Source organism: Candidatus Chlorohelix allophototropha, assembly GCF_030389965.1.
Taxonomy (GTDB): Bacteria; Chloroflexota; Chloroflexia; order Chloroheliales; family Chloroheliaceae; genus Chlorohelix; species Chlorohelix allophototropha.
Map to the genome: position 1 here is coordinate 475,724 of NZ_CP128400.1, position 25,052 is coordinate 500,775.

Below are 25,052 nucleotides of genomic sequence, written 5' to 3' on the forward strand. Positions count from 1 at the left end.
TCTCGTTACATAGGGAATCTTATATGAGCGGTTATATATTGCTAGAAGGGGGCGCGGAATTCGGCGGCAAAATGGCAGAGCCGGACAAACGCGCCCTTGTGTTGGCGGGTGGATTCGATGCGGCGGTAGTGATTATTCCTGCCGCTGCTGCCCCTGATAATAATCATCGGCGTGCCGGACAAAACGGCGTTAATTGGTTTCGCAAGCTTGGCGCAAAGCAGGTCGAAAGCCTTCCCATTATAGATAAAAGCTCTGCTAATGACCCTGCGCTGGCGCAACAACTGGCTCAAGCGCGTCTGATTTACCTGTTAGGTGGTTTCACGGGCTATCTGAATGAAACGCTAATGGATAGTTTGTGCTGGCAAGCCTGTGTTGAGGCTTATCGAAAGGGCGCGGTGATAGCAGGCAGTAGCGCGGGGGCGATGGTGCTGTGCGAATACTGGTATGACTATTCCAAAAAGCAGGTTGTAAATGGGCTTGGGCTGGTGATGGGTTGTTGCGTATTACCGCATTACAACAATTTCCGGCGCGAATGGACTCAGAGCCTCGCCCAGCTAATTCCTCAAACTAACCTGCTCGGCATTGATGAGGTTACGGGCATACTTTCAGAAGCGCCGAATCGCTGGCAAGTGTATGGCGGCGGTACGGTTACGGTTCAGAAAGGTGAGCAAAGCATGGTCTATTCTGCGGGTAATAGTTTTTCGCTCTAACCTGTAGGCAACCCAACCAATTCTTGGCAATGTGGGCAAATTCCCATCCCTACGAAATGCCCAATATTCAGTTTGACTTTATATTGTTCCCAAACCTGATGGATGAGTTTCTTAACCATGCCATTTTCTAGCTCGATTTCGCCGCCACAACCTTCGCATAGGGCGTGATAATGTGGGCTTGCCGAAACGATCTCATAACGACGCAGGTTGTCCCGTCCCTGTATCTCCACTATTATCCCGATTTCGCTGAGTAATTCCAGCGTACGGTAAACGGTAGAACGGTTCACTGAAGGAAAAGCTCTGGCAACCTCAGCGTAAATTTCTTCTACCGAGAGATGCCCGGAATGACGCTGTACTGTATCTAATATAAGCTGCCGTTGAACCGTCCATCGCAAACCACGCTTTTCAAAAAAAGTAGCAAGTTCGGTTAAATCGGGATAGTGCCGTGACATTTGAACAGAAATCCTTTCTCGCGGTGCGACAGGGTAAATCAAACCGGGTTCATCGCGCTGTGATAATGCGGGTGGTCGTGGTCGTGCTCCACCCAATGTTGGTGAGGGTGGTGGTGAGGCACACCCGGTGGTGGCAATTCTTCGGGAGTGTGATAATGCTCACCTTTTACATGTCCGGCATGGTCATGCCCAAACCAGCGACTCCCCTCCTTGTAATTGTGTACTAGCAAACTTTCGCCGTGATGCCAGCGCGCCCGGAACAAATCATAATTTTTCTTACTGCGGGTTTGCTGTTCTTCGGGGGTCATGCTATACCACTCTAAATGAGGGTGTTTGATGACTCTAGCTTTAACCTGAGGGGTTGTCACCACGCGATAACCCGCCGCCTTGAAGAAGAAGCTCATGTAAACGTCCATCATTCGGTAGAAGCGGAACTTTTCATCTATCAAGCCGATTTCTGGCAGACATTTGCGGCGGAACGCCAACATATAGCCTTCAATCGCGTCCACCTCGCCTTCCTCTTCCATAAATTCCCGCAGATCGTAAGTTACCAAACCATAAGGACCAGCTGCACCCACTTCCTCAACGGAAAGAGTTTTCTCAAGCTCAGTCCAAATATTGCCGTTAAGTTCAATTGAAGTATCCAGCATTACTATGATGTGTCCGCGACTGGCTTTGAAAGAAGCGTTGCGTCCGGTGGCAAAACCGAGATTGTGGTCGGCGAAAATAACTTGCACTGCTAGGTCGCACTCATGAATGCTTTTCGTATCTGCCGCAAGTTTGCGTAAGTATTCAAGGGTGTCATCGGTAGAACCATTATCGAGAATCACTAATTCGAGGTTGCGCCCATAGCTGTGGTTTACAATACTATTAACACAACGCTCAAGGTCTGCTCGGCTGTTGTGTGAAATCAGGTTAATTGAGAACTCGTACAGGTCAGGCTGATTGCCATAATCTGGCGCATCGCTGGAGCGGCTGATAGTTTTAAAGTCTTCTTCTGGGCGACGAGGAAGCACCAAAGTTCCCTTCGGAATATCCCCCAACGTGTAGCCGACTTCTTTGAGGTGATTGCGAATGGAGTCGGCGCGTTTATAATCATGCGCTTGTCGCAAGGTTTCGCGCTCTCTTACCAAATTCGCCAATGTGGATTCGAGATTGGACAGGCTTAATGCTCTATCGAATTGCTCTTTCCAGACACCGCTCTTTAAATAGTGCTCTAACTCAAAGCCCAGCACTTTGTCCCACTCCAGCAACAGCTCTAAGCGTTTGGCGGGACTAAGATTCGAATCGCGCAACATTTGCCAAACTACCGCCATAGCGCGGGGCATATTCAGGTCGTCTCTTAATGTGGCGCGGAAAGCCTCGTCCCACTCGTTGCCTGCTTCGTGGTTGTCCAAACCCTTTGCCTGTTCTGCAAGACGCACGGCAAGCCCACGCAAGCGATTTAATGAGGTTTGGGCGGCTCGCAAGGCGGAAAAGGTGAAGTTAATGCGGGCGCGGAAATGCGCGGTGGTGAAAAAGTAGCGCAACGCCAACGGTTCAAAACCACGCGCCTCGATCTCGGACAACGTGTAGGAGTTGCCGGTGGATTTTGCCATTTTCTGCCCATCTGCGAGAAGATGTTGCGAATGCACCCAGTAATTCACGAAGGTTGTGCCGGTGAAAGCCTCACTCTGAGCTAACTCGTCCTCGTGATGCGGGAAGATATTATCCACGCCTCCGGTATGGATGTCGAAGCGCTTTCCAAGATAACGCATTGCCATTGCGCTACATTCGATATGCCAACCGGGGAAGCCTTGCCCCCATGGGCTATCCCATGCCATTTCGCGACCCGGTTCGGCTTTTTTCCAGAGCGGAAAATCCTCCGGGTTGTGGCGCAGTTTATCGGTTAAATCCTTTGCGCCTTCTAGCAACCCTTCCAGCAAATTGCCGCTCAGTTTGCCGTAGGAATGATAACTCTTGATGTCAAAAAAGACATTGCCATCCACTTCATAGGCATAGCCGCGTTTTACCAGACCTTGCACAATTTCAAGCATTTCCGGCACATGTTGGGTGGCGCGGGGGAAAATATCGGCGGGGATGATATTCAGCTTGCTTTCATCCTGCATAAACGCTTCGGTGTAAAAAGCGGCAATCTGGGCGCTGGATTTGCCTTCCTTGCGTGCCTGTGCAATCAGCTTATCCTCACCCCGATCTAGCATTTCAACGCGCATGTGCCCCACATCGGTAATATTCTTTACATGGGTAACTTTATAGCCCTCCATTATGAGGGCGCGTTTCAGCCAGTCCGCCATTGTAAAGGTACGCAGGTTGCCGATGTGAATAAAGCGATAAACTGTGGGACCGCAACTATATATTTTGAAATGTCCCGCTTCAAGCGGAACTAACTCTTCTTTTTGTCGGGTAAGTGTATTATAAAGTTTCATGGTTTGCCGGAAAATGACCTCCAAACCGTCAAATCGGGTAATTGAACAACTATTCAACAACAGGTATGATATGCGTCAGGTCGAGCTTTGTCAATTAATCACGAAGCTGATCCCCTTGCCGAATATTAGGCTGGTTTAGAGATTGGTTATAGGCGAGGGGTGAACTACTTTTACTTAGTGATGGTCACATTTAGCAGAATCAGGTTGCCTTCCTCGATTCTCTCGGTGGTTGGTACTTCTGTAACCTCTAATCCTTTGAAATCGGTGGCGCGATATAGCCCGATTTTTAGGCGGTATTTGCCCGGCGGCAAGTTTGCGGGAATCGGCAAACTCTGGTCGTCATCTAGTATTTCCCCGAGTTTCCAACTAGCGGTGTGAGTTGCGCCGTAGCGTGGTTCGGTATCGCGTTGGGCTACCTTCTGCCCATTTTGGTCTAGTAGGTGAATAAAAACGGTATAATTCTCACTACTCTGCGCTTCACTGCGCCAAAAAACTGTTAGCGGAATTTTGTTTTCTCCCGCTTTGAGTTTGATTTCAGGCACAGTATCAAAGCCCAATAACCTGATCTTATCCCCAAAGAGCGCACCCGATTGGTAACCAATAAAGCGTATGCTACTCAGAATGTCAATTTGGTCACTATGAACCCGGTTAATGAAGCTGCTACCTATTCGGCTGAGCGTATTGGGCGCTATCAGGGTTTTGGCAAAATCGCCCATTACAATAAAATCGGAGTTGGCGGCATTTTTATACCAGTTTTCCTGTGCCTCGGCAGTAACCCTTATTTGCTGAAGTTCACTGCGAGATTGTTTAGGCTCGAAAAAGGTTTTTTTGAGAGCTGCGCTCAAGCTCAATTGATCCAGCCCTAGCCCAACATGCTCGACATATCCCACACCGTCAACCGCATATCGGTTGTAACCGTCTAATTGTAAAGGTCTGCCCAAAATGAAATTGTAGCGGGTGTCCAGCGCCATAACCGAACCGGCAGGCAATTGCAACTTCTCAAAGTTGTCTGCTACTGCTCTTTGCAAATTCCATTCCGGCTTGCTTGGCTCTGCATCTGACTGTAACACTGAGGGGGCTAGTACCACCAGCAACGCAAGCCCCATCGCCCCACTCAATAATGCGCCAAGTCTGCCCCACCACCACTCAACCCGCCAGAAATTGACGATACCACCTGCCAGTAACGCCAACGGTAGCGCCATATGGTCATAATAGTGCGGGAAGAAGTAGGCTTTTCCGGTATAAAGATAGGTGGTAAAAATTGCCAACAATACTACCGGAATCCAGCCTTGCCCGCCTTTACCAGAAATCCAGCGAATTGCGATGGCAACCAACCCGAAGCATGCACCTAGCAAGGTAAAAGCAAGGTAAGGTCGTCCATACATATAATCTAACGCGCTGGTAGTAGTGAGGGAGGTAAACCCGCTCGTAACGGCTATATCATTGGCAGGGCGCAGCAGTTGCCATATATATACTTGCTTGATAAAGTCGCTTCCGGTGGTAAGCAGATAATAGCCGTTTACCAACAAGAAGGCTACCACCCCACCCGCTGTATAGAAACCCAACGCTTTCCAGCGTCGCCAAATAACCAACGTTAGACCAAGCGCTAATATGAGCGTTATCGCGGGGACTTTAACCGAGAAAGCCATTCCCGCAACGAACCCAACTAAAGCAGGTGTGCCAAAAGAATAGAGTCGCGAGTGCCCGTTTTGGTTGAAATCAAAATGGACGAACAAGCAAAGTGCCAGTGCGCTGAAAAAATTTACCAGTGGTTCGAGCAATATCTGTTGCTCTGCCCGTACTGCGCCCCCGTCAATTGCCAGCGCCAAGGCTGCTACCGCTCCGGCAACGGGTCCCGCCCATTTACCACCGATTCGCCGCCCTGTTAGATATACCAACGTGATGGTGAGCAACGAAACCAACGAAGTAAAAAGACGCACCCGCAGGAAGTCATACAGGCTGCCCCATTCTGCTCCTTCTAGACGTAGCGGCAAAGACCATAGCAGCACCCCCCCGGCGGGATGTCCAAAGAAGAAATCATGATAAAGTTGTTTGCCGTGTGCCAGTAACAAAGCGGTTTCAGCATGTACCCCTTCGTCATAATCGGTGCGTACTAAGTCGGTTACGCCAATATCGCGCGCGTCTGCAATTCGGTAAATAGCTGCCAGCACTAGAATAGACACCAGCGCGGCTATGCCTACCAAACGCCAGCTAAAATTAGCCCATTGCGGCAACCGGAATTCCAACCCGGCAATCCGTAATGTCGAATTTTGCTTATCGGTAGATTCGGCTATTTGGTAGGGCGTAAATATGAACAGGAGAATTATTCCGGCAATGAAGCTGAACCAAAGGGCTTGAGGGTTGCTGATTAGGAAGTTGCTGAACCCGGAGAGAATGCGGTCTTCGGCAGGAATATAACGCCCCCCATTCAGGCTCGCTTTGATAAGTTGAAAGAAGGGAAAAATACTAAGCCATCCCAACGCAGCAAAACTTATCAGCGCTATGCCAATAGCACGTAATATCACGTATGGACGCAACCGGAAGGAATTTTTCTGTGTCAGACTCTCTTTTTCTTCAAGCACCAATACTTACCCTTGAATAATCTAAGCTAAAAGCAAGGGGATTATATACCTGCTTTATGCTTCTGTAAACTTTTTCACACGCTATTTCCTATAACGACAGTTATATTAGCCAGTTTTTCACGCTCTGCAACTATCATATTAACTTCTACGTATTAATATTTATAAGGAAAGAAGGTGCAGTAACGTGCCAATTTTTGATTTTCTCTTGCACCGTTAAATCGGGAGGTAGATGAAATGTTTAAGAAAATCTTGGTTCCGTTGGATGGTTCACCGCTTTCGGAAGAAGCAGTCCCGTTTGCCGCTAATCTTGCTTCCAGATTAAATGCCCAATTGTTGTTATTTAGAGTGTTAGAGCGTGGGTTGTTGGAAAGAGATACTCACGACTCAGGCTTTGAAACTGAAACTCGCGAGTATCTTGAGCTTATTAAGCAGCGTTTGGTTAACGACTTCGGATTTAATTCCGAATTGGTAAAACTAAGAATGGTTTCCGGTGAGCCGGCTGAAGAAATAGCCTTGTTTTCGCATACAGAAAAATGCGACTTGATTGTAATGGCTTCTCACGGGCGTAGCGGTTTGTCGCGGCTCATTATGGATAGTGTTGCGGCGGAGGTAGTAAGAAAAGCTCCTGTGCCGGTGATTATCCGCCATTCTCGCCTACGAGAAGAGTTTGTCGGAAACCCTTTGCTAACGCCGATTGTAGTAACGCTGGATGGTACTCCAACCGCTGAGTCTGCGCTTGAACCAGCCTTTGAGTTGGCACAACAATATGGCTGCCCTTTGCTCTTATTGCGGGTGCTAAAGCCTTTTGTGCCGGTAGATGAACTGGAGGAATGGTTCGCTGAGAATGAAAATAAGGGTCAGGATTATCTGGACTCGCATGCTTTTGATTCGTATCGGCTTAAAGCCATGAACTATCTAGAGAAAGTAGCCGCACCGCTAAAAGCTAAACTGGTGCAATGCGATACCGCGTTGGTGGTAGGTGACCCTTCTGAAGAAATTACCAAATATGTACGAGCGGTGGAGGCAAAGTTACTGGTTATTGCTACTCAGGGTCACGGTGATATATATATGTTTTTGCTTGGCAGTGTTGCCGATGAAGTATTCCAGCATTCTGATGTGCCTGTGATGTTGGTACATGTTGCGTCGCATCCGCATAACCTCAAATCCACAGAGGAAGTGGCAACCCCGGTATAAAATAAAGCAGCTGTTTTTTTGAATGATTCAAAAAGACCCTCGTTTATAAAGGCGAGGGTCTTTTTTGTGGTACTGACATAAATTACTGGAATTACTCAGCTTTTGTTAGTTAACCAAGGTATATTCTGACCACCGTAACGCCAGTAGTAATAATGTTGTCCCACATTGCCCATCTCAACCTGAAACCCAGTTGGATTAGAAGGCGTGTAGGTTAAGGTGCGACGTTGGAAAAGCTGTACCAACACGGTTTGATCGACCCCACCCACTTTAGTTTTAACCCATAGCGGTTCGCTTATGGGAAATCCCATCGTGGCAACCCAATCAAATAACTTTTCCTGTACCGCTTGACCGTTCCGATAAACAATTCCGCTCTGATTCAGGTAGTTCCAGAAAGGCGCAGCAATGTTATGTCCGGTTTCACTAATATACGCAGCATTGGCGACTGAAGGGCTAGAACATCTGACTACCATACCATCTTTGTTGAGACACTCGTGGATAATTCTTGCGGTAAGGTTGGGCGCTTTGTCAGCCTGCCCACTTTCGGGAACATAAATTAATTTTTTGAAAGATGCATAACTAGGTGCATCCGCATTGTTATAATAATCGCCTGCTACCTGTATGGTATTGGGATAGCTACCTAGAAAAAAGCCATCTCCGTACTGTATTCTTCCCGAAACCATCTCGGTTACCAGCAAACCACCTGTAAAGTAATAGGGGTCTGAGGATAGCTTGTTCGGGTCGTTTACTTCAATACGCGCCTTATCGTAATAATTTACCACGCGCTTACCTTCGGGCGCTTCAATATACTCTTCGGAAGTAGTGAACCAGTTTTTAGGTCCCCATAACCATGATCGGCTGGCTAAGCCATCCATTAAAGGTCCATCGGCTCGGCGCGTGTAATCGTAAAGCGCCGCACTGTCTGTTTCAGCGCGATGTCCCCAAGCCTGTCCTTTCGATACAGTTTGCGCTAAGAGCGTTTCCCCATAGCATAGGTTTCCATTGCATTCTGACCAAAGCGCGCGGCTTTCTCCGTCCGGCGCAATGAACAAAAGCGGATTGTAAGAACTACCTGCCGTATAAGAGATATTCACCGGAGAACTCCAGCCGTTATCGCCACGCCTGCTCCACAGAATCTCTTGATTCTCGATTCTGAAATTAATTATTCTTGTGCCTACTCCTGCAACCCATGCCAGTTCTATTCGATTGCCGCTTACTGCCAACGATGGTGAACTAACGTTACCGGCTACCATCTCGCCTGCACTCAGGTTATTCAAAGTGCCTCGTTTGTAATAAAGGCGGTAGGGCATGCCGATATACTGCGGATCAGGCGCAAACAATACATACGCGAGGTGCAACGTACCATCAGGTGCTACTACTGCTGATAGTCCACCTACCGTCCATGGATTAAAGGTGTCGTTGGTATAGCCGGATATGCTGACAGGTGTGCTCCAGTTATTACCAAGCCACTCACTCCCTAGCAATTCGCTACGGTAGCTGCCGCCGGGTCCGGGTTCATGTCCTTGTTCCCACATGATGGTTAAATTCTGGCTGCCGGTAGCCAGCAGATACGGTCTGTAACGTCCGTATCTTTGGTCACCCGGGTCGGGTAGGTAGCTTATGTGGTTATCCAGTCCCCGCACTGCGATTTTCATTTGCCCGCCTGCTTGCCAAGCAAATGCCAATCTGCCATCGGGCAACGCCGCTATATTCGGGCTACTTAGTGGAGTTGCACCGGACACAAAAGTGCAATCTGGTTGACTCCATTCAAAGTTGTTCAGAGGACGGCTGGCATAGCAAACAGTTTGCAACTGAGTATAAAAAAGATGCAGCCGATTATTGCTGGTAGTAGCGGCAAGCCGCCCGTTTATCTGTTGCACAAATTCATAATCTAGGGGCAATGCTTTGGTGGTTTGTACTTTGCCGTTGGCATATACCACCTCTTCTAACTTTGAATTTAAGTTTATCCAGACTATATGAATTGCGCCATTGGCATCCGTTACTGCGACCGAATCGTGACCGTTACCGAGTTTTACAAAAGGGGCTACCGGGCTGTAGTCTACCGCTTGTGCTGTGAAACTCGGTAGAATCAGGCTTGCCAGCATGAGGGTGCTTATCAAAGCAATTGCTGACGACATGATTCTTGATTTTGTTCTGCTCAACATATTAAATTTTCTCGCTTTCTGCTATCCACATTTCCTGTCCTATATAGATTCAACGAACTCAACCGGGAGATGTTGCTTTGAAACTGAACAATCGATTCGGCGAGAAGAATTCCGGCGCATACTGTGAGTTACGCCGGAGAGTCTCTAAGGCATTGGATTTTCTGTGGCTTTAACGTAGTGAGAAGAAAGCTACCGCCCCTGAGGTTGTAATTGCCATCAGAGTTTTGAGCTTAGATTTTGAGCGTGGTAAGGCTAATCCAAACAGGGCTACATCGGTAATCGCGTTGAATGCTAGTATTCGCCTCCATTGTTGCGAGGCTTCAGGTTTGGTGCGGTTCAGTAGCATGCCTGCTCCCATTGAAATATCGCGCATACCAAGCAGCCTGATCATCAAGCGGCTTTCCATGTTTTCAGATAAATTAAGACCTGCCATTTTATTCATAAAACCGGGTAATAGGGCAAACATGCCACCCAGACCTACCGCCGCTACACCTAATCCCGATGTTATTTGTTCCTCAGTAAGTTCCATTTTCCCTCTCCCAAATAATGGTTTTGCTACTAAAGATTATTACTCAATGAGTATAGACATATACATTCAGGTGTGCAAACTTATTGTTCAGGGTTATACGCTTGGATTATCTAGTATTTTTGTCGATGCTGAAAAAGAGAAAGTTGCGCAGGTGGGATTATTTCAAGGTGAGAAGATACGCCACCAAATCCTCAAGTTCGGAAGGACTTAAGGTATTGGCGAAGCTCGGCATGATATTGCGAAGGTCGGGCAAGCGCAAATCTTCAGGTTTTAGAATAGCGTGCCGGAGGTATTGAACCGCCGTTACACCCTCAACGCGAGTTGCCCCAGTCGTACCTATTTTGTCTAGAGCAGGCGCTCTACCTTCTAGCCCACCACTACCATTCAGAAGGTGGCAGGAAAGGCAAGGTAGGCGATAAAAAACCAACTCGCCGTTGGTGGCTTTACCGTTATTGGTAAGAGGTTCAGCTTTGAAGGCTTTGACAATATCGGGTCCGGCAGTGGGGTTAGTAAGGGCATCTTCGCTACAGGCTGCCAGCATAACAGCGACTAACACCAACAAACTAACAAGTTTAGTCAGTTTCATTGTGTTCCACAGATTGAGCCTACCGCCCACCTTTGAACGGGCGTGTATAAAGGCGAGGTCCGCCACTGCTTATATATGCAACTGTTAGACCTAGCACTGTACCGATCACTACGAAAAGAAGTACCAGAGGGTCATTAGCTAACAAGTCGAACAAAGGCTGGATAATATAATTAGTGAAATAGGGTAGCGGGTCTATATATGCCAGTGCATGCCCATCAGGTCGGGCAATATCCAGCGCGAGGTTTACAAAGCTGATTTGATTGATATAATTGGTTATCAAGAGGCTTAAGGCAGTGTAACCCATTGCTATCCAAAGCTGCGCCGTACTGTCGTGGCGACCTGAGCCAAAATAGATAGCTTTACCGATTACAAAGCCGGGTATAACCAGCAAGTATGCCCCAATATAACCCCACATTACCTCGAAAGTTTCGGAGCGATTTAGCCAGATAAGCGTGCCAAGCGCGGTAGTAGTTATAATAAAGGCAATCAAGCCCCAAACTGACGCCATAATCAAATCCCCAAGGGGGGTTTGTTTATCCGTCTCTAATTGCATACGCTCAAGGCATTCAGGGCAGACTACCAGTGATGTTTCGTAGCTCCAACGGCTTTTAGAGGTAACGGTTAATTCTTCCACAGGCGTAGGAGTTTTACACATAGCGCAGGCAAGTACCGTCTCGCCACGTTCTCCGGTACTGGTATATGGGGGAAGTAGGTCTGTCTCTCCGGACTCGCTCAGCCCATCAGCGGGGCTAAACGGTTCGATGTTCGATTGTTTAGATTTTTCTACCATGCCCGTTACCTCCTTCTAACTGCTTCATTATAGCATGTGCTACAATATTACAAGCTTATTAATTCGCCATAGATGCTGTAACTGCAATAGGAGAATGGTCATGCTATCGGCGCAGGAAGTTTTACAAGCAGCAGCACGCCTTCACGCCAGTGGTTATGTGCGCCGTACCCCCTTGGAAGAGTGTGAATCACTTAGTGCAAGCACTGGGGCGCAAATATTCCAAAAGCTGGAAATATTCCAACGCACCGGTTCTTTTAAATTGCGCGGCGCTACCAATAAATTGCTAAAGCTGGCACAAGAATCCCCGGATTCATTCAAACGTGGGTTTGTGACTGCCTCTGCCGGGAATCATGCGCTAGGTATGAGCTATTCGGCGCGAGAACTGAAAGCGCAACTCACTGTGGTTGTACCGCGTGATGTATCTCCGGCTAAACTGGAAAGTCTGCGTCACTATCCGATAGAAGTAATAATTGCTGCTGGTAATTACGATGTAGCTGAGCATACTGCCCTACAACTGGCGGAAGAACGCGGTTACACGTTTATCTCCGCTTATAATGATCCAGATGTTGCGGCGGGTCAGGGCACTTTGGCACTGGAAGCGTTGGAAGATTTGCCTGAAGCAGATGCGCTACTTGTGCCGTTGGGTGGGGGCGGCTTGGTATCGGGCATTGCGATTTGGGCTAAAACCATTGCGCCTAATATAAAACTTATCGGGGTTCAAAGCGAAGCCTCTCCTGCTCTTTACGAATCGCTCAAAGCCGGAAAAATTGTACAGGTTGAAGATTTGCCAAGTCTGGCGGATGGGTTATCCGGCAATATTGAAGAGAATGCTTTTACCTTCTTAATTGCGCAGCAATATTTGGATGAAGCAATATTGGTTAAGGAATCTGAAATTGCGGAAGCAATTCGATATCATGCTTCTGAGCTACGTTATATTGTCGAAGGCTCAGCAGCGGTGGGTATGGCTGCGTTACTGGCTGGTAAAATCTCGTTGCAAAACCTTGGGAAGCAGAAACCCAGAATTATAGATTTTGTGACCGGGCGAAATATTTCCGCTACGCGCTTGAAAGAAATCCTGAATAGTTGAGAATCACGCTGCCTGAAAAACTTTCGGGGTATTTTGCTCAGTGCCTTTACCAAAGTCTAATATATGCGGTAAAATCAGTAAAATTATTATTCTCAGCGAAGACGCGAGATATCGCGTCTTTTTTTTTATTCTAGGGGAGTGGTCTCATGAGCGGTGGGAGAGAACGAGATATTCAACACTTGGATGAACAACTGCGAGGGTTGGTAAGTCGCCTTGCTTCGATTCTGGGTGATGTTTTACGCGAGCAGGTGGGCGAAGCGCTTCTGGTAGAAGTCGAAGAAGTACGCAAATATAACATTGAATTGCGCGCCAGTTGGAGTGAGGAAAAGCAAAACCTTATCATTCAACAGATAGAAAATCTCAATCCAGATATGGTTTTTGCGCTGGTGCGTTCGTTTACACTTTATTTCCATCTATTAAATCTGGCAGAAGAACGCGCCCGTTTAATAACTCTTGCTAGACGTGAGCGTTCTGCTTACCCTGAACCATGCAGCGAGAGTATAGCTATGGCGTTGAAGGAGTTAAAGCTAGAGGGTGTAGGCGCACAATCGATTCGCCGCTTGTTGAGTCGCATGCTTGTTGAGCCGGTTTTTACTGCCCATCCTACCGAAAGCAGACGGCGCGCCAACCTTTTCCACCTACGCAATATTAATCGTCTTGTAGCTGATCTTTCCTCTAACGAAATACTCCAATCTGAGCAGGAATACCTTGAAGAAGAACTGCGTCGGGCTGTAACCTCGATGTGGCAAACTGACGAAATTCGAGCCTCTCGTCCCACTCCACTCCATGAAGTTGCCAATACTCTCTATTACTTCGAGAGTACGCTTTATCCAATGGTTCCGCGTCTGTACCGAGACCTTGAGAAAGCGTTGCTACGTTATTATCCGGGTGAGTCTTTTATGATTCCTACTTTCTTGCGCTTTAATAGTTGGACTGGTGCAGATCGTGATGGAAACCCGCATATTACCGCCACCATTACTGCGATGACCTCCCGCTGGCAGAAAAAAACGATTCTCAAACTATATCGGGGTAGCCTAGAGCGACTTGCCGAAGAGTTGTCGCCTAGCCTACGCCTCATTCAGGTTAATCAGGCGTTACTCGATTCGCTGGCGCGTGACCGCCGTTTGATGCCTGACTTAGCCATAAAATTCGAGAAACAAAGTGTTTTTGAAGTTTATCGCCAAAAAATCAATTTCATATTGGCGCGCCTTGATCGCACTATAGAACTTAATCAGGCTGCTTACGATGCTGAGCAAGAGGCTATAAAAGCCGGGATTCCACCCTCGCAGGCAGCCACTGGTCTCGCAAATGTTCGACAAAACGATTATTGCTATTTTTCTCCGATCGAATTACTGACCGATCTCGCCATTTTAGAGGAAAGCTTGCGTGAGAATCGGGGTCGGCGTATTGCGGACGGTGCGCTGGCAGATTTGATTACTCAGGTGCAGGTTTTTGGCTTCCATCTTGCCGGGTTGGAAGTGCGGCAGCATAGTTCACGCCATACTGCTGCTTTAGCTGAAGTTCTCCGATTCGCTGCGGTTTGCGATAATTTCTCCGCTTTGTCAGAAGAAGAAAAATATAGTTTGTTGGAGCGCGAATTAGGCGACCCGCGTCCGTTGGTTATCCCCGATGCAGATTATAGCTCGGATACGCAAGAAGTGTTGGAAACCTTGCGGGTGATGCGTCGTATGCAGCTTGAAGTTAACCGCGAGGTTTGCGAAAACTACGTAATCAGTTTTACTAACCAACCTAGCGATGTCTTAACCTTGCTGTTGTTGGCAAAGGAAGGGGGTTTGGCACGTCTCGACCCCACTTCCGCCACCATTGACTGCGATTTACATATTGTGCCGCTTTTTGAAAGTATCGAGGATTTGCGGCGGGCGCCGGATATTATGCGCCAGCTTTTCAAAACGTCGCTTTATCGCAGTTCTCTTGCCGGCTATAGTTACTTGCAAGAGATTATGATCGGTTACAGCGATAGTAACAAGGATGGAGGGTTCTTTACTGCTAACTGGGAATTATATAAAGCCCAGCGGCAGTTAGCGGAAGTTTGCCGGGAGGAAAGCATTGATCTGAGGTTGTTTCATGGGCGCGGTGGCGCAATTGGGCGTGGCGGCGGTCCGGCAAACCGGGCAATAATGGCACAACCGCGTCATAGCTTGGGTGGTAAACTCAAAATGACCGAGCAGGGCGAAGTAATATTTGCGCGGTATTCCAATCCTGAAATTGCGCATCGCCATCTTGAGCAAGTTACCAATGCCGTTTTCAAAGCTACTCTCAGCCCCCAAGCGCGGGCATTACGCACCGGTGCAGAGGAGGAGTGGTTTCCGGCTTTGGAGGGGATGTCCGAAACGGCTTTCAAGGCTTATCGGGAGTTGGTTTTTGAAAACCCTAATTTTGCCCGCTACTTTTTTGAAGCCTCACCCATCAACGAAATCGGGCTTTTGAATATTGCTTCACGTCCTGTTAGTCGGCGTGCTACCGGACGCATCCAGGATTTACGTGCAATCCCTTGGGTTTTTAGCTGGACTCAGAATCGCCACTATTTACCGGGATGGTATGGCGTAGGATCAGCTTTACATAACTATATGTACCCGAATAATAGCGCCACGCTGGACGAACACCGCTTAGCTTTGTTGCAGGAAATGTACAACGGTTGGCCTTTTTTCCAAACCATCTTGCTAAATTCGGAGCGTAGTTTGGGCGCTGCCGATCTAGAAATTGCTCGGCTCTATTCAACGCTGGTGACGGATGAGAAAGTGCGTCGGGAAATTTGGGAATTGATCGAAGCCGAGTATCACCGCACATGTGCCGCAGTTATGCTCATAACAGGGCAAACAACCTTGCTGGATAATATCCCGGTCTTGCAGCGCAGTATTCGTTTGCGTAACCCCTATATCGATCCTATAAGTTTTATTCAAGTAGCCTTGCTGAAAAGACTGCGACAGAAATCGCAGGATAATTTTGCGATTGATCAGGATCGTGAGGAATTTGAAAAAATACTCGGTATAGTTTTGCACAGTATCAATGGAATAGCGGCGGGGGCACAAACCACGGGTTGAGGTAGCCTTGTGCTTGAAACATTGCTCGGCATGGTACGTAAATTTAAAAGGGTAATTACTCAGGTCGTTTGAACGAAAAAGGGTGCAGGGGAATCCCTGCCGGGGTCGCAAGGGGTGTCCCCCTTGAACTCATCTCTCTTTTCCCCCTTGCGGGGGTTAGTGGGTGAGTAATTACTTAAAAGATTGCTATTGCTATTGATAAGACAAGGAAGCTGCGTATATGGTGACCAGTAAACGTCCGGTTTTGCACTTGCACTACAGTACTGGTGAAAAAATTCTGGAAGCGACAGGGCTTGTGCTGGTTGGGTTGGCAATTGGCTTTACTATCAATTCTTGGGGAAGTTTGCCTGAGCGTGTGCCGACTCATTTTAATGTATTGGGGCAGCCTGACAGTTATGGAGAAAAAGGCACTTTCATAATAGTGCCGGTTATCCTGACAATTCTCTATCTGAGTTTGATAGGGGTAAGCCGCATACCGCATTATTTCAACTATCCTTGGAATATTACACCGCAAAATGCTGAGGGACAGTACCGACTGGCACGGCAAATGTTATTGCTGCTGAGAGTAGAAATTGCCATCGTATTTTTTTACATCCATTGGCAAGGATTGGAAGTATCTTTCGGGCGCTCATCCGGGTTAGGTGTATGGTTCTTGCCGATTTTTTTGGTGCTGGTGTTTGGCACTTTGATAATATATATAATTAGGATGGCAAAAGTGCGCGAGTAAATTAGTTAGCAGGGGTTGGAGTGCGTGTTATATCGGGGGTAGGCGTAAGTGCCGGGGTGGGCAACGGCGCAACTGTATCGAGTTGGTGTACCAGACTTACCAGCAAACCGTTTACCCGTGTAAGCTGTCGTGTACCCTCGTTCAAGTCTTCATCAGAGATATTGTCGGTGCCGCTAACCATATAATTTATGGCGGTTATTGAAACCAGCGAGATTTCTTGTAAGCCCTTGTACACCGTCAAAAGCTGTGGTGTAGTCGGTCCGGCAAGTTCATCCACACGCTTTTTCTGATCCTTAATTTCCCCTTGTAAATCGTGATAGCCCTTTTTAAGCTCTTCCCAACGCATTTTACCTGCGTCAAATTGGCGATAAAGTTCTCTTGACCTTTCGAGGAATGAATTATAGCGTTCCAATTGTCCCCGCAATCGCAATGCATAGGTTTCCTCTGCGCTGGGAAGTGGCGTGGAGGTGGGTGCGGGAGTGGGAATGGGTGCAAGGGTAGGAATGGGTGTAGGTTGCGCTTCAAAATTGGGACGCGCTACTAGAATCCACATGCTGAGTATTGAGAAAGCCATTAAGCCCAGCAGCAACCCGATAGATAGTTTTAATCGGTGATGAAGTTGAGGCGTTTTTTTCTTGCGGGAACGTCGCCAGCGTGGTTTAGTAACCTGTGCACCACCCACCGGGAGGTCATCCACATGTAAATCAGGGTATTTTTCACGCCAGATTTCCAGTGCTTCGCTCATCCCAATTTTGATGCTGGAAGGGTCTGGCTGTTCTACCGACAACGCCTGCTCTTCCTCAAACTTGACCAGCGCCATTTCTTCGGCTACAGGGACATATTCAGGCTGTTCTAGAATTTCTGGCTCAAGCTGTTCAGGTTCGGGCGGGTACATAATCTCGTGGATATATTCCAGCCCTTTTTCGGCGCGGATGTTATCAGGATCAAGGGTATATGCGCGTTCTAGGCAGTAAAGTGCGCGTTCGGGGTTGCGGTCTATCAGCAAACCGCCTAACCATGTCCATGCCATTGAATGATCAGGGTCAATACGGACGGCATGGCTTAGGATTCTAAGCGCTTGTTCTTTCTGGCTATTATGTGCTAGTTCTCGCGCTTCCTCTACCATTGCATCGACTTGCGCATGAATGAGGCGATCCAATTCATTCCTATCAGGTGTAAGAATCGGTTCAGGGGGTGGCGTATATTCAGGTTCCGGTTCTGGAGTCGGTAGGGGACGAGACCCGTAAACAGAGCGAATTGCTTCGCGGATTCTCGAGCGAGATTTACGTGCTTCAGGAGGGGGGTCTCCGCTATCGGCGGCGCTATCGTAGAAATACAAAAATTCCTCAACCTGTTCGGGCGAGGTTTTATCATTTTCTATGGTGTCTCTGCCGCTCAAGTTGTCGGGCATTAGGCGGTCATAACTTTACAAAACTACAATTTGGTTGATATAAGTATCCCACCGTATTTTAGCCCACTATACATAAGTTTGCAATAGCACAACTTTTAGCTTCGATTATAGGTAGAGATAATTTCAGGCAAGGGGCTTAACCCCCTGCCTCTAGTCTTTAAATATCCTAGTTGAATTGCTTCGTCCTGTTTTATTTTGGGCTAATCTGCTGAATGCTCTTTCTGGCGATACCAAGAGAGCGGTTTGATATTATAATCTGCACCCTCGTTGTGTGCGGCAGCGACAGCAGTTACGGCAGCGCGGAAAGTATCCAGCGAGGTATAGCAGGGGATGCCATTTTCAACTGCGGCGCGCCGAATCTCAAAACCATCCAGTAAGGGTCGCCGCCGTCCGCTGATAGTGTTGACCACTGCTTTTACCTGCCCACTTTTAATAAGCTCAACCGTATCGGGATGTCCTTCACCGATTTTGATTGCGATTGCATCCACAACCATCCCGGCATTTTCGATCATAGCGGCGGTTCCCGAAGTAGCGTGGATACGGTAGCCAATCTCGGCTAAATCGCGAATGAGTTCGAGACCTTCCGTTTTGTCGCGATCGGCAATGCTAAATAATATCGCCGCCCCCGGTTTTGGCAGACTCATGTTGGCGGAGATGAGCGCTTTGTGCATTGCTGCCGCATAGGTTAAATCCACGCCCATAACTTCTCCGGTAGATTTCATTTCGGGTCCGAGTGCGGTATCTACTCCTGAGAGTTTTGCCATACTAAAGACCGGGGCTTTTACCGCTACGAGAGGCTGCTTAGGCCACAAACCGGGGGCGTAGCCTTGCTCTTGCAAACTCTTCCCAAGCATTATGTTGGTGGCAATTTTAACCATCGGCACACCTGTAACTTTGCTCAGGAATGGTACGGTGCGACTGGCGCGAGGGTTCACTTCCAGAATATAGACCTGTCCCTGCCAGATTACATATTGGATGTTAATCAACCCTTTTGCTTGTAAGCCTATCGCAATACGGGTAGTGTAATCCACAATGGTATCAACCTCATGGCGATAAAGGTTTACGCCCGGATATACTGCAAAGCTATCACCACTGTGTACCCCCGCTCGCTCGATGTGTTCCATTACGCCGGGAATAAGCACTTCCTTACCATCGCAGATTGCGTCAACCTCAACTTCTTTGCCTTCAAGGTATTTATCAATCAGCACTGGGTGTTTCTCGCTGATATTAACCACTGTACTGGTATAGCGTTGAAGGTCTTCTATGTTATGGCAGATTTCCATAGCCCGTCCGCCCAACACATAGCTAGGACGTACTAGCACCGGATAACCGACGGTTTCCGCCACTTTGAAGGCATCCATGTAATAATTTACAGTTGCGCCGGGGGGCTGACTGATGCCTAGCCCTGCTACGAAGTTTTCAAAGCGCTTGCGGTCTTCCGCAATATCAATGCTGTCAAAACTGCTGCCGAGAATCGGCGCACCCGCCAGCGATAATGGTTCCGCCAAGTTTATGGCGGTTTGCCCACCGAATTGGAGAATCAACGGAGGCATATTCATAGTGTTACCGGGCGCTTCGGATAAATCCTGCCCTTCGTTTTCGAGAATATCCATCACGCTTTCTACATCCAGCGCTTCAAAATAAAGGCGGTTGCTGGTGTCGAAATCGGTTGAGACTGTTTCAGGATTGCTGTTAACCATGATGCTTTGAACACCCGCTTCTTGCAAAGCCCATGCGGCGTGTACGCTGCTATAGTCAAACTCAATGCCTTGTCCGATGCGGATAGGGCCACTACCGATAACCACCGCTTTGGGACCGGTGATAGAGGGGGCTTCGTTTTCTTCCTCATAGGCGCTGTAGAAATAAGGGGTTACCGCTTCAAATTCGGCAGCGCAGGTATCTACGGTTTTGTAAACCGGTACAATGCCTTGACGGTGACGCATTTCGCGCACTCTCTCCGGCAAGTCATCGGTAAGTGCGGCAATCTGGTCGTCGCTGAAGCCCAAACGTTTCGCTTGCCGCAATAGGTTGGAGGTCATCGGTTCTTTGAGTAAACGCCGTTCCATTTCAACCAACAACTGGAATTTGCGCAGAAACCAATAATCGATTTTGCTGCGGGCGTATAGCTCTTCGATGGTCTCATCGCGGCGTAAGGCGGCAAAAACTGCCCACATACGCCGATCATTCGCTTTATCAATATATTTCCAGTAGGGCGCTTCTTCGCCCTCAACCTTTTTGCTCCATTCGGCTTCCTCCCACATGAGGGACTTGCCGCCGAGTTCGAGACTACGCACTGCTTTCTGGAAAGCGGCTTCAAAGCTACGGTCAATCGCCATCACTTCGCCGGTTGCTTTCATTTGTGTGCCGATGCTGCGATCTCCGGTGGGGAATTTGTCGAAGGGCCAGCGCGGGATTTTGACCACACAATAATCAAGGGCAGGCTCAAAGGCTGCTTGTGTTTTGCGGGTCACAGCGTTCTCAATTTCATCGAGACGTTTGCCGATGGCGATTTTGGCAGCAACCCGCGCAATCGGATAACCCGTAGCTTTAGAGGCGAGCGCGCTACTGCGACTGACCCGCGGATTTACTTCGATTACGTAATACTGGAAGGAGACGGGGTCGAGCGCATATTGGATGTTGCATCCACCCTCTATGCCCAGTTTGCGAATAATTTTGATGCTGGCGGTACGAAGCATCTGATATTCTTTGTCCGAAAGGGTTTGGGAAGGGGCAACCACAATACTATCGCCGGTGTGTACCCCAAGCGGATCGAGATTTTCCATGTTACAGATGGTGATGCAAGTATCATTCGAGTCGCGCATCACCTCATATTCAACTTCTTTCCAGCCACCCAGATATTTTTCAACTAGAATCTGATGAATCGGGCTGGCGCTCAAGCCGCTTTTGATAAAGTGATCTAACTCTTCCCATGAACGGGCAATACCGCCGCCCGTGCCGCCAAGCGTATAAGCGGGGCGAATGATGATGGGTAAGCCAATGCTTTTGCCGACTTCCATAGCGAAATCATAATCACTGGCGATGTCGCTTTCGATTACGGGTTCGTTAATATCCAACAAAACCTGTTTGAAAAGCTCTCGGTCTTCAGCTTTTTTGATGGTATCCACGCTAGTGCCGAGCAAGCGCACTTGATATTTATCCAGCACCCCTGCTTCGTGCAATGCCACGCCCATATTCAACCCGGTTTGACCGCCCAATGTAGGCAGTATGCCGTCAGGTCGTTCCTGCTCAATGATTCGGGTGAGGGATTCGACCGTCAACGGCTCGATATAGATTACATCTGCAATGCCATCGTCGGTCATAATGGTAGCCGGATTGCTATTAACCAGCACCGTTTCAATACCTTCTTCCCGCAGAGAGCGGCAGGCTTGGGTACCCGCGTAATCAAACTCCGCAGCTTGCCCGATTACGATGGGTCCGCTGCCAATCACCAGCACTTTTTTAACGCTCATTTTCTCCCGTTCGCCTTAAGACCTAAAGTATTAAACGCGGGGCGGCATTGCCCTGTAAATCAGCCTATTATAACAAGAATTTGCGATTTCTTCACAAATTCCAGAACCCGATTTAACCTTACAATAGTGAAATGTTTTGGTCGAAATTTTGTACTAAAGGGGTTACAGTCTACTTAGTCATATTGAGTTATTCCTGTATGGCTTATAATTAATGTGACAAACCTAAGGAATTGCTATTATTACATTATCCTTGTGGGAGGTTTCACATGAAATTATACCGTTATTATCTTTCTACTGCCTGTATACTTATCGTGTTATTGAGCCTTACTCTTTCCGCATGTGGCGATTCAGCTTCTCCCGTTAGTGCGTCCGAACCCACCACTACTGGAGATACGACAACAGGCGTTCCCGTTAAGGTCACCATTACTCCTGCTGAAACTGCCTCTGACGATACTATTACGCCTACTCCGCTTCCAAAAGTAGCGGTGGTTGCATCGGGTGGTTTTGTAATCAATTCCAGCACTATTGATGCCTCTAATTCGCTTATCCCGCAGCAATATCTCGACAATGCTAGAAATCTGAAAATCCTTTTCAACCATCAGTCGGTGGGTTATAACGTGCTGGAGGGGTTGGACGCACTCGCGCAGAGTAACCCTGACCGCTACAGCCTTACCACTGCCGATGTGGAACAAGCGAACTGGTATCTTGAAAATAATGGAGTAGGAGGCTTTACCAGAGGCGAGAATGAGAATCCTGCCTCAAAAGTCGTGGGCTTCAAAGAGTTATTTGATAATGAAGGCTATGCAGATCGGGTACAGGTAGCCATGATGAAGTTTTGTTTCGTGGACAATACTTCTGCCGCTTCAAAAATATGGGAAAATTATCGGGATGGCATGAACTACCTTGAAACGAAATATCCTAAAGTTAAATTTGTGTGGTGGACTATGCCGCTTATTACCGATGGCAACCAGATTCGAGACCAGTACAATAAGTTAGTTCGGGATTATGTTAAAGCCAATAACAAAATCCTGTTTGATATTGCCGATATTGAAAGTCACGAACCTTCGGGCAAGGCTGTCACCAATAATAATTATCCGGCATTGTTTAACAATTATTCCTCCGATGGTGGACATCTGAACGAGCAAGGTTCACAAAGGGTGGCGCAAGCGTGGTGGTGGCTGACCGCTCGTTTAGCCGGATGGAATGGAATTACAAAATAGGCTATTAATCTTGGAGAATAAAAAGGGGACGCAATCTATAGCGTCCCCAAACAAACCGTAATTGCTAGTTCTGTTCGTCCCCTAGCAAACGCAGTCGCACCTGTTTCTCCGTTTGTTTTGGACCTATTACAAGAACCTCATCGTGTCGATTCAAAACCAATTCACCGCGTGGTACGATCACTTTGCCGTTTCGCACAATAATAAGAATAGAAGTTTCGGCAGGCATACTAAGGGTGCTGATTGCACGATTAATTGCGGGTGAGTCATCTTCTATAACCACATCTACCAGTTCCAGATTCGAGTCGTGTAGATTCATCATTGAACAGATCGAGTGGAGTGGAATTTGTCGTTCTATCAAATTCAGAATAGCATCGGTATGGCTGACCGTTGCGTCAATACCAAGCTTGTGGAAGATTTTTTCGTTCTTGGGATTGTTAACGCGCGCAATAGCACGTTTTACCCCGAACTTGCGCTTAGCCATCTGGCAAATGACCAGATTATCTTCATCGTCTCCGGTAACGGCAATTATTACATCTGCTCTGGCAGAACCGGCATCCATTAGCACCTGCGCTTCGCATGCATCGCCCTGTACCACTACTCCACCAAGTTGTTCGGTGTACATATCAACCTTGGCTTTAATTTTTTCGATGAGTAGCACTTCGTAACCATCGTTAACCAGCGCTTCGGTTAGGTATCGCCCAACCTTACCGCCCCCGGCGATTATAATATACATTCGAGTTTCCTCACTTACTCTGACTCATCGGGTAAAATGTCTTTAATGATCTGGGCTGTTATAAGAGTGGTAGGGCAAATCGTCTCCAGTCCCAGCATATGATAAGTTGTTTCACGCACCGGGTCATAGATGCGAGCAATGACTCTTGGTACATTGAAAATTTCTTTGGCGACCTGTGAAGCCATAATATTGGTATTATCGCCATTGGTGACAGCGGCAAACACATCGGCTTCCTCGATACCGGCGCGTCGCAGTACATCCTCGTCGATACCAGTACCGACAACCTCTTTACCCTTGAAATCGGAAGGGAGGCGTTTAAAAGAATCGGCGCTTTTATCAACTACTGCTACGTGATGCCCCATATTGTCCAGGGTTGCCGCCATTCGCGCACCAACACGCCCGCAACCTAGTATTACGAAGTTCATATTTGAACTACTCCGTTATTGTTGAATTCTATTAAGTGAATCCCGATAGATCCAGACAGGGCATTGGGCATTTTTCAAAACATAGGGCACGGTTTTACCCATATTAAATTCGCCCAAGCGTGTCCGGAAATTAACCGCCATCATTATTAAATCTGCTTGTCGGTCAGTAGCCTCTTCTACGATTGCGACTCCGGCTGAACGCGCTTGCAACATGCCGGTTTCAATTCGCACCCCGTGTTCATGCGCGATACGCTCAGCATCAGCTAGTACCTTTTCACCGACTATCACTTCTTTGGGCATTTCGGATTCGAGTGGGAGTTGTTGTTTTACTACAATAACGTGGACGACATACAGCTTTGCTTTGTTGCGTTTTGCTGCCAGTGCTGCTTGCCGCAATACTTCTGTTTCGGAAACTTTGCCACAAAGCGGTACTAATATTGTGCCATCAATTAGATTAGTTTCGACCATTTTCTTAAAATACCTTGATAGTATCAGCCTATAGAATCAAAAATTCCATCATAGAATTAGTATAGCACTTTTGAGAAGGTGGAGTTAGAGACCATAATCTAATCTCATAATCAGGCGTTGAGGTAAACCTTGGTCTTGCATCAATTGTTGGGTTCGTTTGATGTCGTAAATCACCCGTTTGAAAACTATAGTTTCCTCAATATCATCGTAAATAGCATAGGAAGCTTTGGAATCGCCATCGCGTGGTTGTCCCACACTGCCGGGATTGAGAATCAGCCGTCCGAAACCAATGATAATAGTCTGACCGGGGTCAGGTATATGCATTTCCACCTTGGGTAGATTAGTACCGGGGCGCTTACCTTCGAGCATGCGAAATAGGCGCGGCAAATGTGTATGCCCTACGAAACAGAGCGGGGTATCAAATTCAGGAAAATTTCTTGAAGCAGCATGGGGGGTGGTGAGGTATTCCCAGACAGGTTCAAGTGGGCTACCATGTGCTAAGGTAACATTTTCATCAAATTTTGCTTTGGTTTTAAGTGACTCTAGCCACTCCCAATTTCCTTTGGTAAGCTGCTCACGGGTCCAGAGATTTGCTTCAATCGCATCGTGATTAAATTCTTGCAATTCGAGCAAGCCCAACACTGCCATGTCGTGGTTGCCGAGGATAGTAAATAACTTATATTCACGGAGTCGCTCGATTACTTCGTTGGGCTGTGGTCCGTAACCGACAATGTCGCCCATGCAAAGCAAGCCATCTACCTTACCAAGGTCTTTTAAAACAGCCTCAAGGGCAGCTAGATTGCTATGTATGTCCGAGATAAGCCCGAAGCGCATATTATCGCAAACTTCCTAGATAAGCAGTTACAATGTGGCTGTTACTGGTTTTGTTTCCGGTGCACATGGCACTCTTAACAGAGTGCTGGTATTATTTGCAAATGAATATAACATACTTTTACACCATGCTCAATTACATACAGGTTAAAATTAGTATTTAACACTCAAGGTTCACAAATCCAAT

Annotated in this window: 19 protein-coding genes; 6 read left to right on the top strand and 13 right to left on the bottom strand. The window is 47.6% G+C overall.

What is annotated here, in order from left to right; all coding sequences use genetic code 11:
* The first annotated feature begins 23 nt into the window (after positions 1 to 23).
* A complete protein-coding gene (locus OZ401_RS14740) occupies positions 24 to 710 on the top strand; it encodes a Type 1 glutamine amidotransferase-like domain-containing protein (protein WP_341471227.1) in 687 nt (228 codons plus the stop codon).
* On the opposite strand, the gene OZ401_RS14745 is transcribed toward OZ401_RS14740, so the two are convergent.
* The 3 genes from OZ401_RS14745 to OZ401_RS14755 all read right to left on the bottom strand — a co-directional run bounded on the left by OZ401_RS14745 (position 707) and on the right by OZ401_RS14755 (position 6,170).
* Positions 707 to 1,162, bottom strand: a complete 456-nt coding sequence (locus tag OZ401_RS14745) for a Fur family transcriptional regulator (protein WP_341471228.1) — start codon at positions 1,160 to 1,162, stop codon at positions 707 to 709. The two genes, OZ401_RS14740 and OZ401_RS14745, sit on opposite strands and share 4 nt — an antisense overlap.
* Positions 1,163 to 1,200: 38 nt before the next feature.
* Positions 1,201 to 3,588, bottom strand: a complete 2,388-nt coding sequence (cysS, locus tag OZ401_RS14750; RefSeq protein WP_341471229.1) for a cysteine--tRNA ligase — start codon at positions 3,586 to 3,588, stop codon at positions 1,201 to 1,203.
* A 170-nt stretch (positions 3,589 to 3,758) separates the two neighbouring features.
* On the bottom strand, positions 3,759 to 6,170 hold the full coding sequence (locus tag OZ401_RS14755) for an ArnT family glycosyltransferase (RefSeq protein ID WP_341471230.1): 2,412 nt from the start codon (positions 6,168 to 6,170) through the stop codon (positions 3,759 to 3,761).
* 234 nt (positions 6,171 to 6,404) lie between these two features.
* Between OZ401_RS14755 and OZ401_RS14760 the strand changes: the two genes are divergently transcribed.
* On the top strand, positions 6,405 to 7,364 hold the full coding sequence (locus OZ401_RS14760; protein WP_341471231.1) for a universal stress protein: 960 nt from the start codon (positions 6,405 to 6,407) through the stop codon (positions 7,362 to 7,364).
* Between the two features lie 95 nt (positions 7,365 to 7,459).
* Here OZ401_RS14760 and OZ401_RS14765 read toward each other — a convergent pair whose 3' ends face one another.
* The 4 genes from OZ401_RS14765 to OZ401_RS14780 all read right to left on the bottom strand — a co-directional run bounded on the left by OZ401_RS14765 (position 7,460) and on the right by OZ401_RS14780 (position 11,431).
* Positions 7,460 to 9,499, bottom strand: a complete 2,040-nt coding sequence (locus OZ401_RS14765) for a hypothetical protein (protein ID WP_341471232.1) — start codon at positions 9,497 to 9,499, stop codon at positions 7,460 to 7,462.
* Positions 9,500 to 9,695: 196 nt separating this feature from the next.
* Positions 9,696 to 10,055 (bottom strand): hypothetical protein, encoded by a 360-nt coding sequence (locus tag OZ401_RS14770; protein WP_341471233.1) that lies wholly within the window; start codon positions 10,053 to 10,055, stop codon positions 9,696 to 9,698.
* Positions 10,056 to 10,212: 157 nt separating this feature from the next.
* Positions 10,213 to 10,641: a c-type cytochrome gene (locus tag OZ401_RS14775; protein ID WP_341471234.1), complete on the bottom strand. Its 429-nt coding sequence runs from the start codon at positions 10,639 to 10,641 to the stop codon at positions 10,213 to 10,215.
* Positions 10,642 to 10,660: 19 nt separating this feature from the next.
* Positions 10,661 to 11,431, bottom strand: coding sequence for a hypothetical protein (locus OZ401_RS14780; RefSeq protein WP_341471235.1), 771 nt, complete (start codon positions 11,429 to 11,431; stop codon positions 10,661 to 10,663).
* A 100-nt stretch (positions 11,432 to 11,531) separates the two neighbouring features.
* Here OZ401_RS14780 and OZ401_RS14785 point away from each other — a divergent pair, with 100 nt between their 5' ends.
* The 3 genes from OZ401_RS14785 (at position 11,532) to OZ401_RS14795 (ending at position 16,307) form a co-directional block, all read left to right on the top strand.
* Positions 11,532 to 12,518, top strand: a complete 987-nt coding sequence (locus tag OZ401_RS14785; protein ID WP_341471236.1) for a threonine ammonia-lyase — start codon at positions 11,532 to 11,534, stop codon at positions 12,516 to 12,518.
* A gap of 146 nt (positions 12,519 to 12,664) precedes the next feature.
* On the top strand, positions 12,665 to 15,580 hold the full coding sequence (gene ppc / locus OZ401_RS14790) for a phosphoenolpyruvate carboxylase (protein WP_341471237.1): 2,916 nt from the start codon (positions 12,665 to 12,667) through the stop codon (positions 15,578 to 15,580).
* Positions 15,581 to 15,800: 220 nt separating this feature from the next.
* Positions 15,801 to 16,307 carry a DUF1648 domain-containing protein gene (locus OZ401_RS14795; RefSeq protein ID WP_341471238.1) on the top strand — a complete coding sequence of 169 codons (507 nt, stop codon included), beginning with the start codon at positions 15,801 to 15,803 and terminating at the stop codon, positions 16,305 to 16,307.
* A 1-nt stretch (position 16,308) separates the two neighbouring features.
* Here the strand turns inward: OZ401_RS14795 and OZ401_RS14800 are convergent, their stop codons facing one another.
* Both OZ401_RS14800 and carB read right to left on the bottom strand, forming a co-directional pair.
* Complete coding sequence (locus OZ401_RS14800) at positions 16,309 to 17,718, bottom strand: tetratricopeptide repeat protein (protein WP_341471239.1); 1,410 nt, start codon at positions 17,716 to 17,718, stop codon at positions 16,309 to 16,311.
* Positions 17,719 to 17,918: 200 nt separating this feature from the next.
* Positions 17,919 to 21,188: a carbamoyl-phosphate synthase large subunit gene (gene carB, locus OZ401_RS14805; RefSeq protein WP_341471240.1), complete on the bottom strand. Its 3,270-nt coding sequence runs from the start codon at positions 21,186 to 21,188 to the stop codon at positions 17,919 to 17,921.
* Positions 21,189 to 21,454: 266 nt separating this feature from the next.
* On the opposite strand from carB, the gene OZ401_RS14810 reads away from it, so the two are divergent.
* On the top strand, positions 21,455 to 22,408 hold the full coding sequence (locus OZ401_RS14810; RefSeq protein ID WP_341471241.1) for an SGNH/GDSL hydrolase family protein: 954 nt from the start codon (positions 21,455 to 21,457) through the stop codon (positions 22,406 to 22,408).
* A 64-nt stretch (positions 22,409 to 22,472) separates the two neighbouring features.
* Here the strand turns inward: OZ401_RS14810 and OZ401_RS14815 are convergent, their stop codons facing one another.
* The 4 genes from OZ401_RS14815 to OZ401_RS14830 form a co-directional block, all read right to left on the bottom strand.
* On the bottom strand, positions 22,473 to 23,141 hold the full coding sequence (locus tag OZ401_RS14815) for a potassium channel family protein (protein ID WP_341471242.1): 669 nt from the start codon (positions 23,139 to 23,141) through the stop codon (positions 22,473 to 22,475).
* A 14-nt stretch (positions 23,142 to 23,155) separates the two neighbouring features.
* Entirely contained in the window at positions 23,156 to 23,566 is a 411-nt protein-coding gene (locus OZ401_RS14820; protein WP_341471243.1) for a potassium channel family protein, read from the bottom strand.
* A gap of 15 nt (positions 23,567 to 23,581) precedes the next feature.
* Positions 23,582 to 24,034, bottom strand: coding sequence for a universal stress protein (locus OZ401_RS14825; RefSeq protein WP_341471244.1), 453 nt, complete (start codon positions 24,032 to 24,034; stop codon positions 23,582 to 23,584).
* Between the two features lie 84 nt (positions 24,035 to 24,118).
* Positions 24,119 to 24,868 (bottom strand): metallophosphoesterase family protein, encoded by a 750-nt coding sequence (locus tag OZ401_RS14830; RefSeq protein ID WP_341471245.1) that lies wholly within the window; start codon positions 24,866 to 24,868, stop codon positions 24,119 to 24,121.
* Positions 24,869 to 25,052: the final 184 nt, after the last annotated feature.

What these genes read in the sequence shown, in the direction of transcription:
- OZ401_RS14740 (WP_341471227.1), top strand. Translation starts at nt 24, where the DNA reads ATGAGCGGTTATATATTGCTAGAAGGGGGCGCGGAATTCGGCGGCAAA.
- OZ401_RS14745 (WP_341471228.1), bottom strand. Translation starts at nt 1,162, where the DNA reads ATGTCACGGCACTATCCCGATTTAACCGAACTTGCTACTTTTTTTGAA.
- cysS (WP_341471229.1), bottom strand. Translation starts at nt 3,588, where the DNA reads ATGAAACTTTATAATACACTTACCCGACAAAAAGAAGAGTTAGTTCCG.
- OZ401_RS14760 (WP_341471231.1), top strand. Translation starts at nt 6,405, where the DNA reads ATGTTTAAGAAAATCTTGGTTCCGTTGGATGGTTCACCGCTTTCGGAA.
- OZ401_RS14765 (WP_341471232.1), bottom strand. Translation starts at nt 9,499, where the DNA reads ATGTCGTCAGCAATTGCTTTGATAAGCACCCTCATGCTGGCAAGCCTG.
- OZ401_RS14770 (WP_341471233.1), bottom strand. Translation starts at nt 10,055, where the DNA reads ATGGAACTTACTGAGGAACAAATAACATCGGGATTAGGTGTAGCGGCG.
- OZ401_RS14775 (WP_341471234.1), bottom strand. Translation starts at nt 10,641, where the DNA reads ATGAAACTGACTAAACTTGTTAGTTTGTTGGTGTTAGTCGCTGTTATG.
- OZ401_RS14780 (WP_341471235.1), bottom strand. Translation starts at nt 11,431, where the DNA reads ATGGTAGAAAAATCTAAACAATCGAACATCGAACCGTTTAGCCCCGCT.
- OZ401_RS14785 (WP_341471236.1), top strand. Translation starts at nt 11,532, where the DNA reads ATGCTATCGGCGCAGGAAGTTTTACAAGCAGCAGCACGCCTTCACGCC.
- ppc (WP_341471237.1), top strand. Translation starts at nt 12,665, where the DNA reads ATGAGCGGTGGGAGAGAACGAGATATTCAACACTTGGATGAACAACTG.
- OZ401_RS14795 (WP_341471238.1), top strand. Translation starts at nt 15,801, where the DNA reads ATGGTGACCAGTAAACGTCCGGTTTTGCACTTGCACTACAGTACTGGT.
- OZ401_RS14800 (WP_341471239.1), bottom strand. Translation starts at nt 17,718, where the DNA reads ATGCCCGACAACTTGAGCGGCAGAGACACCATAGAAAATGATAAAACC.
- carB (WP_341471240.1), bottom strand. Translation starts at nt 21,188, where the DNA reads ATGAGCGTTAAAAAAGTGCTGGTGATTGGCAGCGGACCCATCGTAATC.
- OZ401_RS14810 (WP_341471241.1), top strand. Translation starts at nt 21,455, where the DNA reads ATGAAATTATACCGTTATTATCTTTCTACTGCCTGTATACTTATCGTG.
- OZ401_RS14815 (WP_341471242.1), bottom strand. Translation starts at nt 23,141, where the DNA reads ATGTATATTATAATCGCCGGGGGCGGTAAGGTTGGGCGATACCTAACC.
- OZ401_RS14820 (WP_341471243.1), bottom strand. Translation starts at nt 23,566, where the DNA reads ATGAACTTCGTAATACTAGGTTGCGGGCGTGTTGGTGCGCGAATGGCG.
- OZ401_RS14825 (WP_341471244.1), bottom strand. Translation starts at nt 24,034, where the DNA reads ATGGTCGAAACTAATCTAATTGATGGCACAATATTAGTACCGCTTTGT.
- OZ401_RS14830 (WP_341471245.1), bottom strand. Translation starts at nt 24,868, where the DNA reads ATGCGCTTCGGGCTTATCTCGGACATACATAGCAATCTAGCTGCCCTT.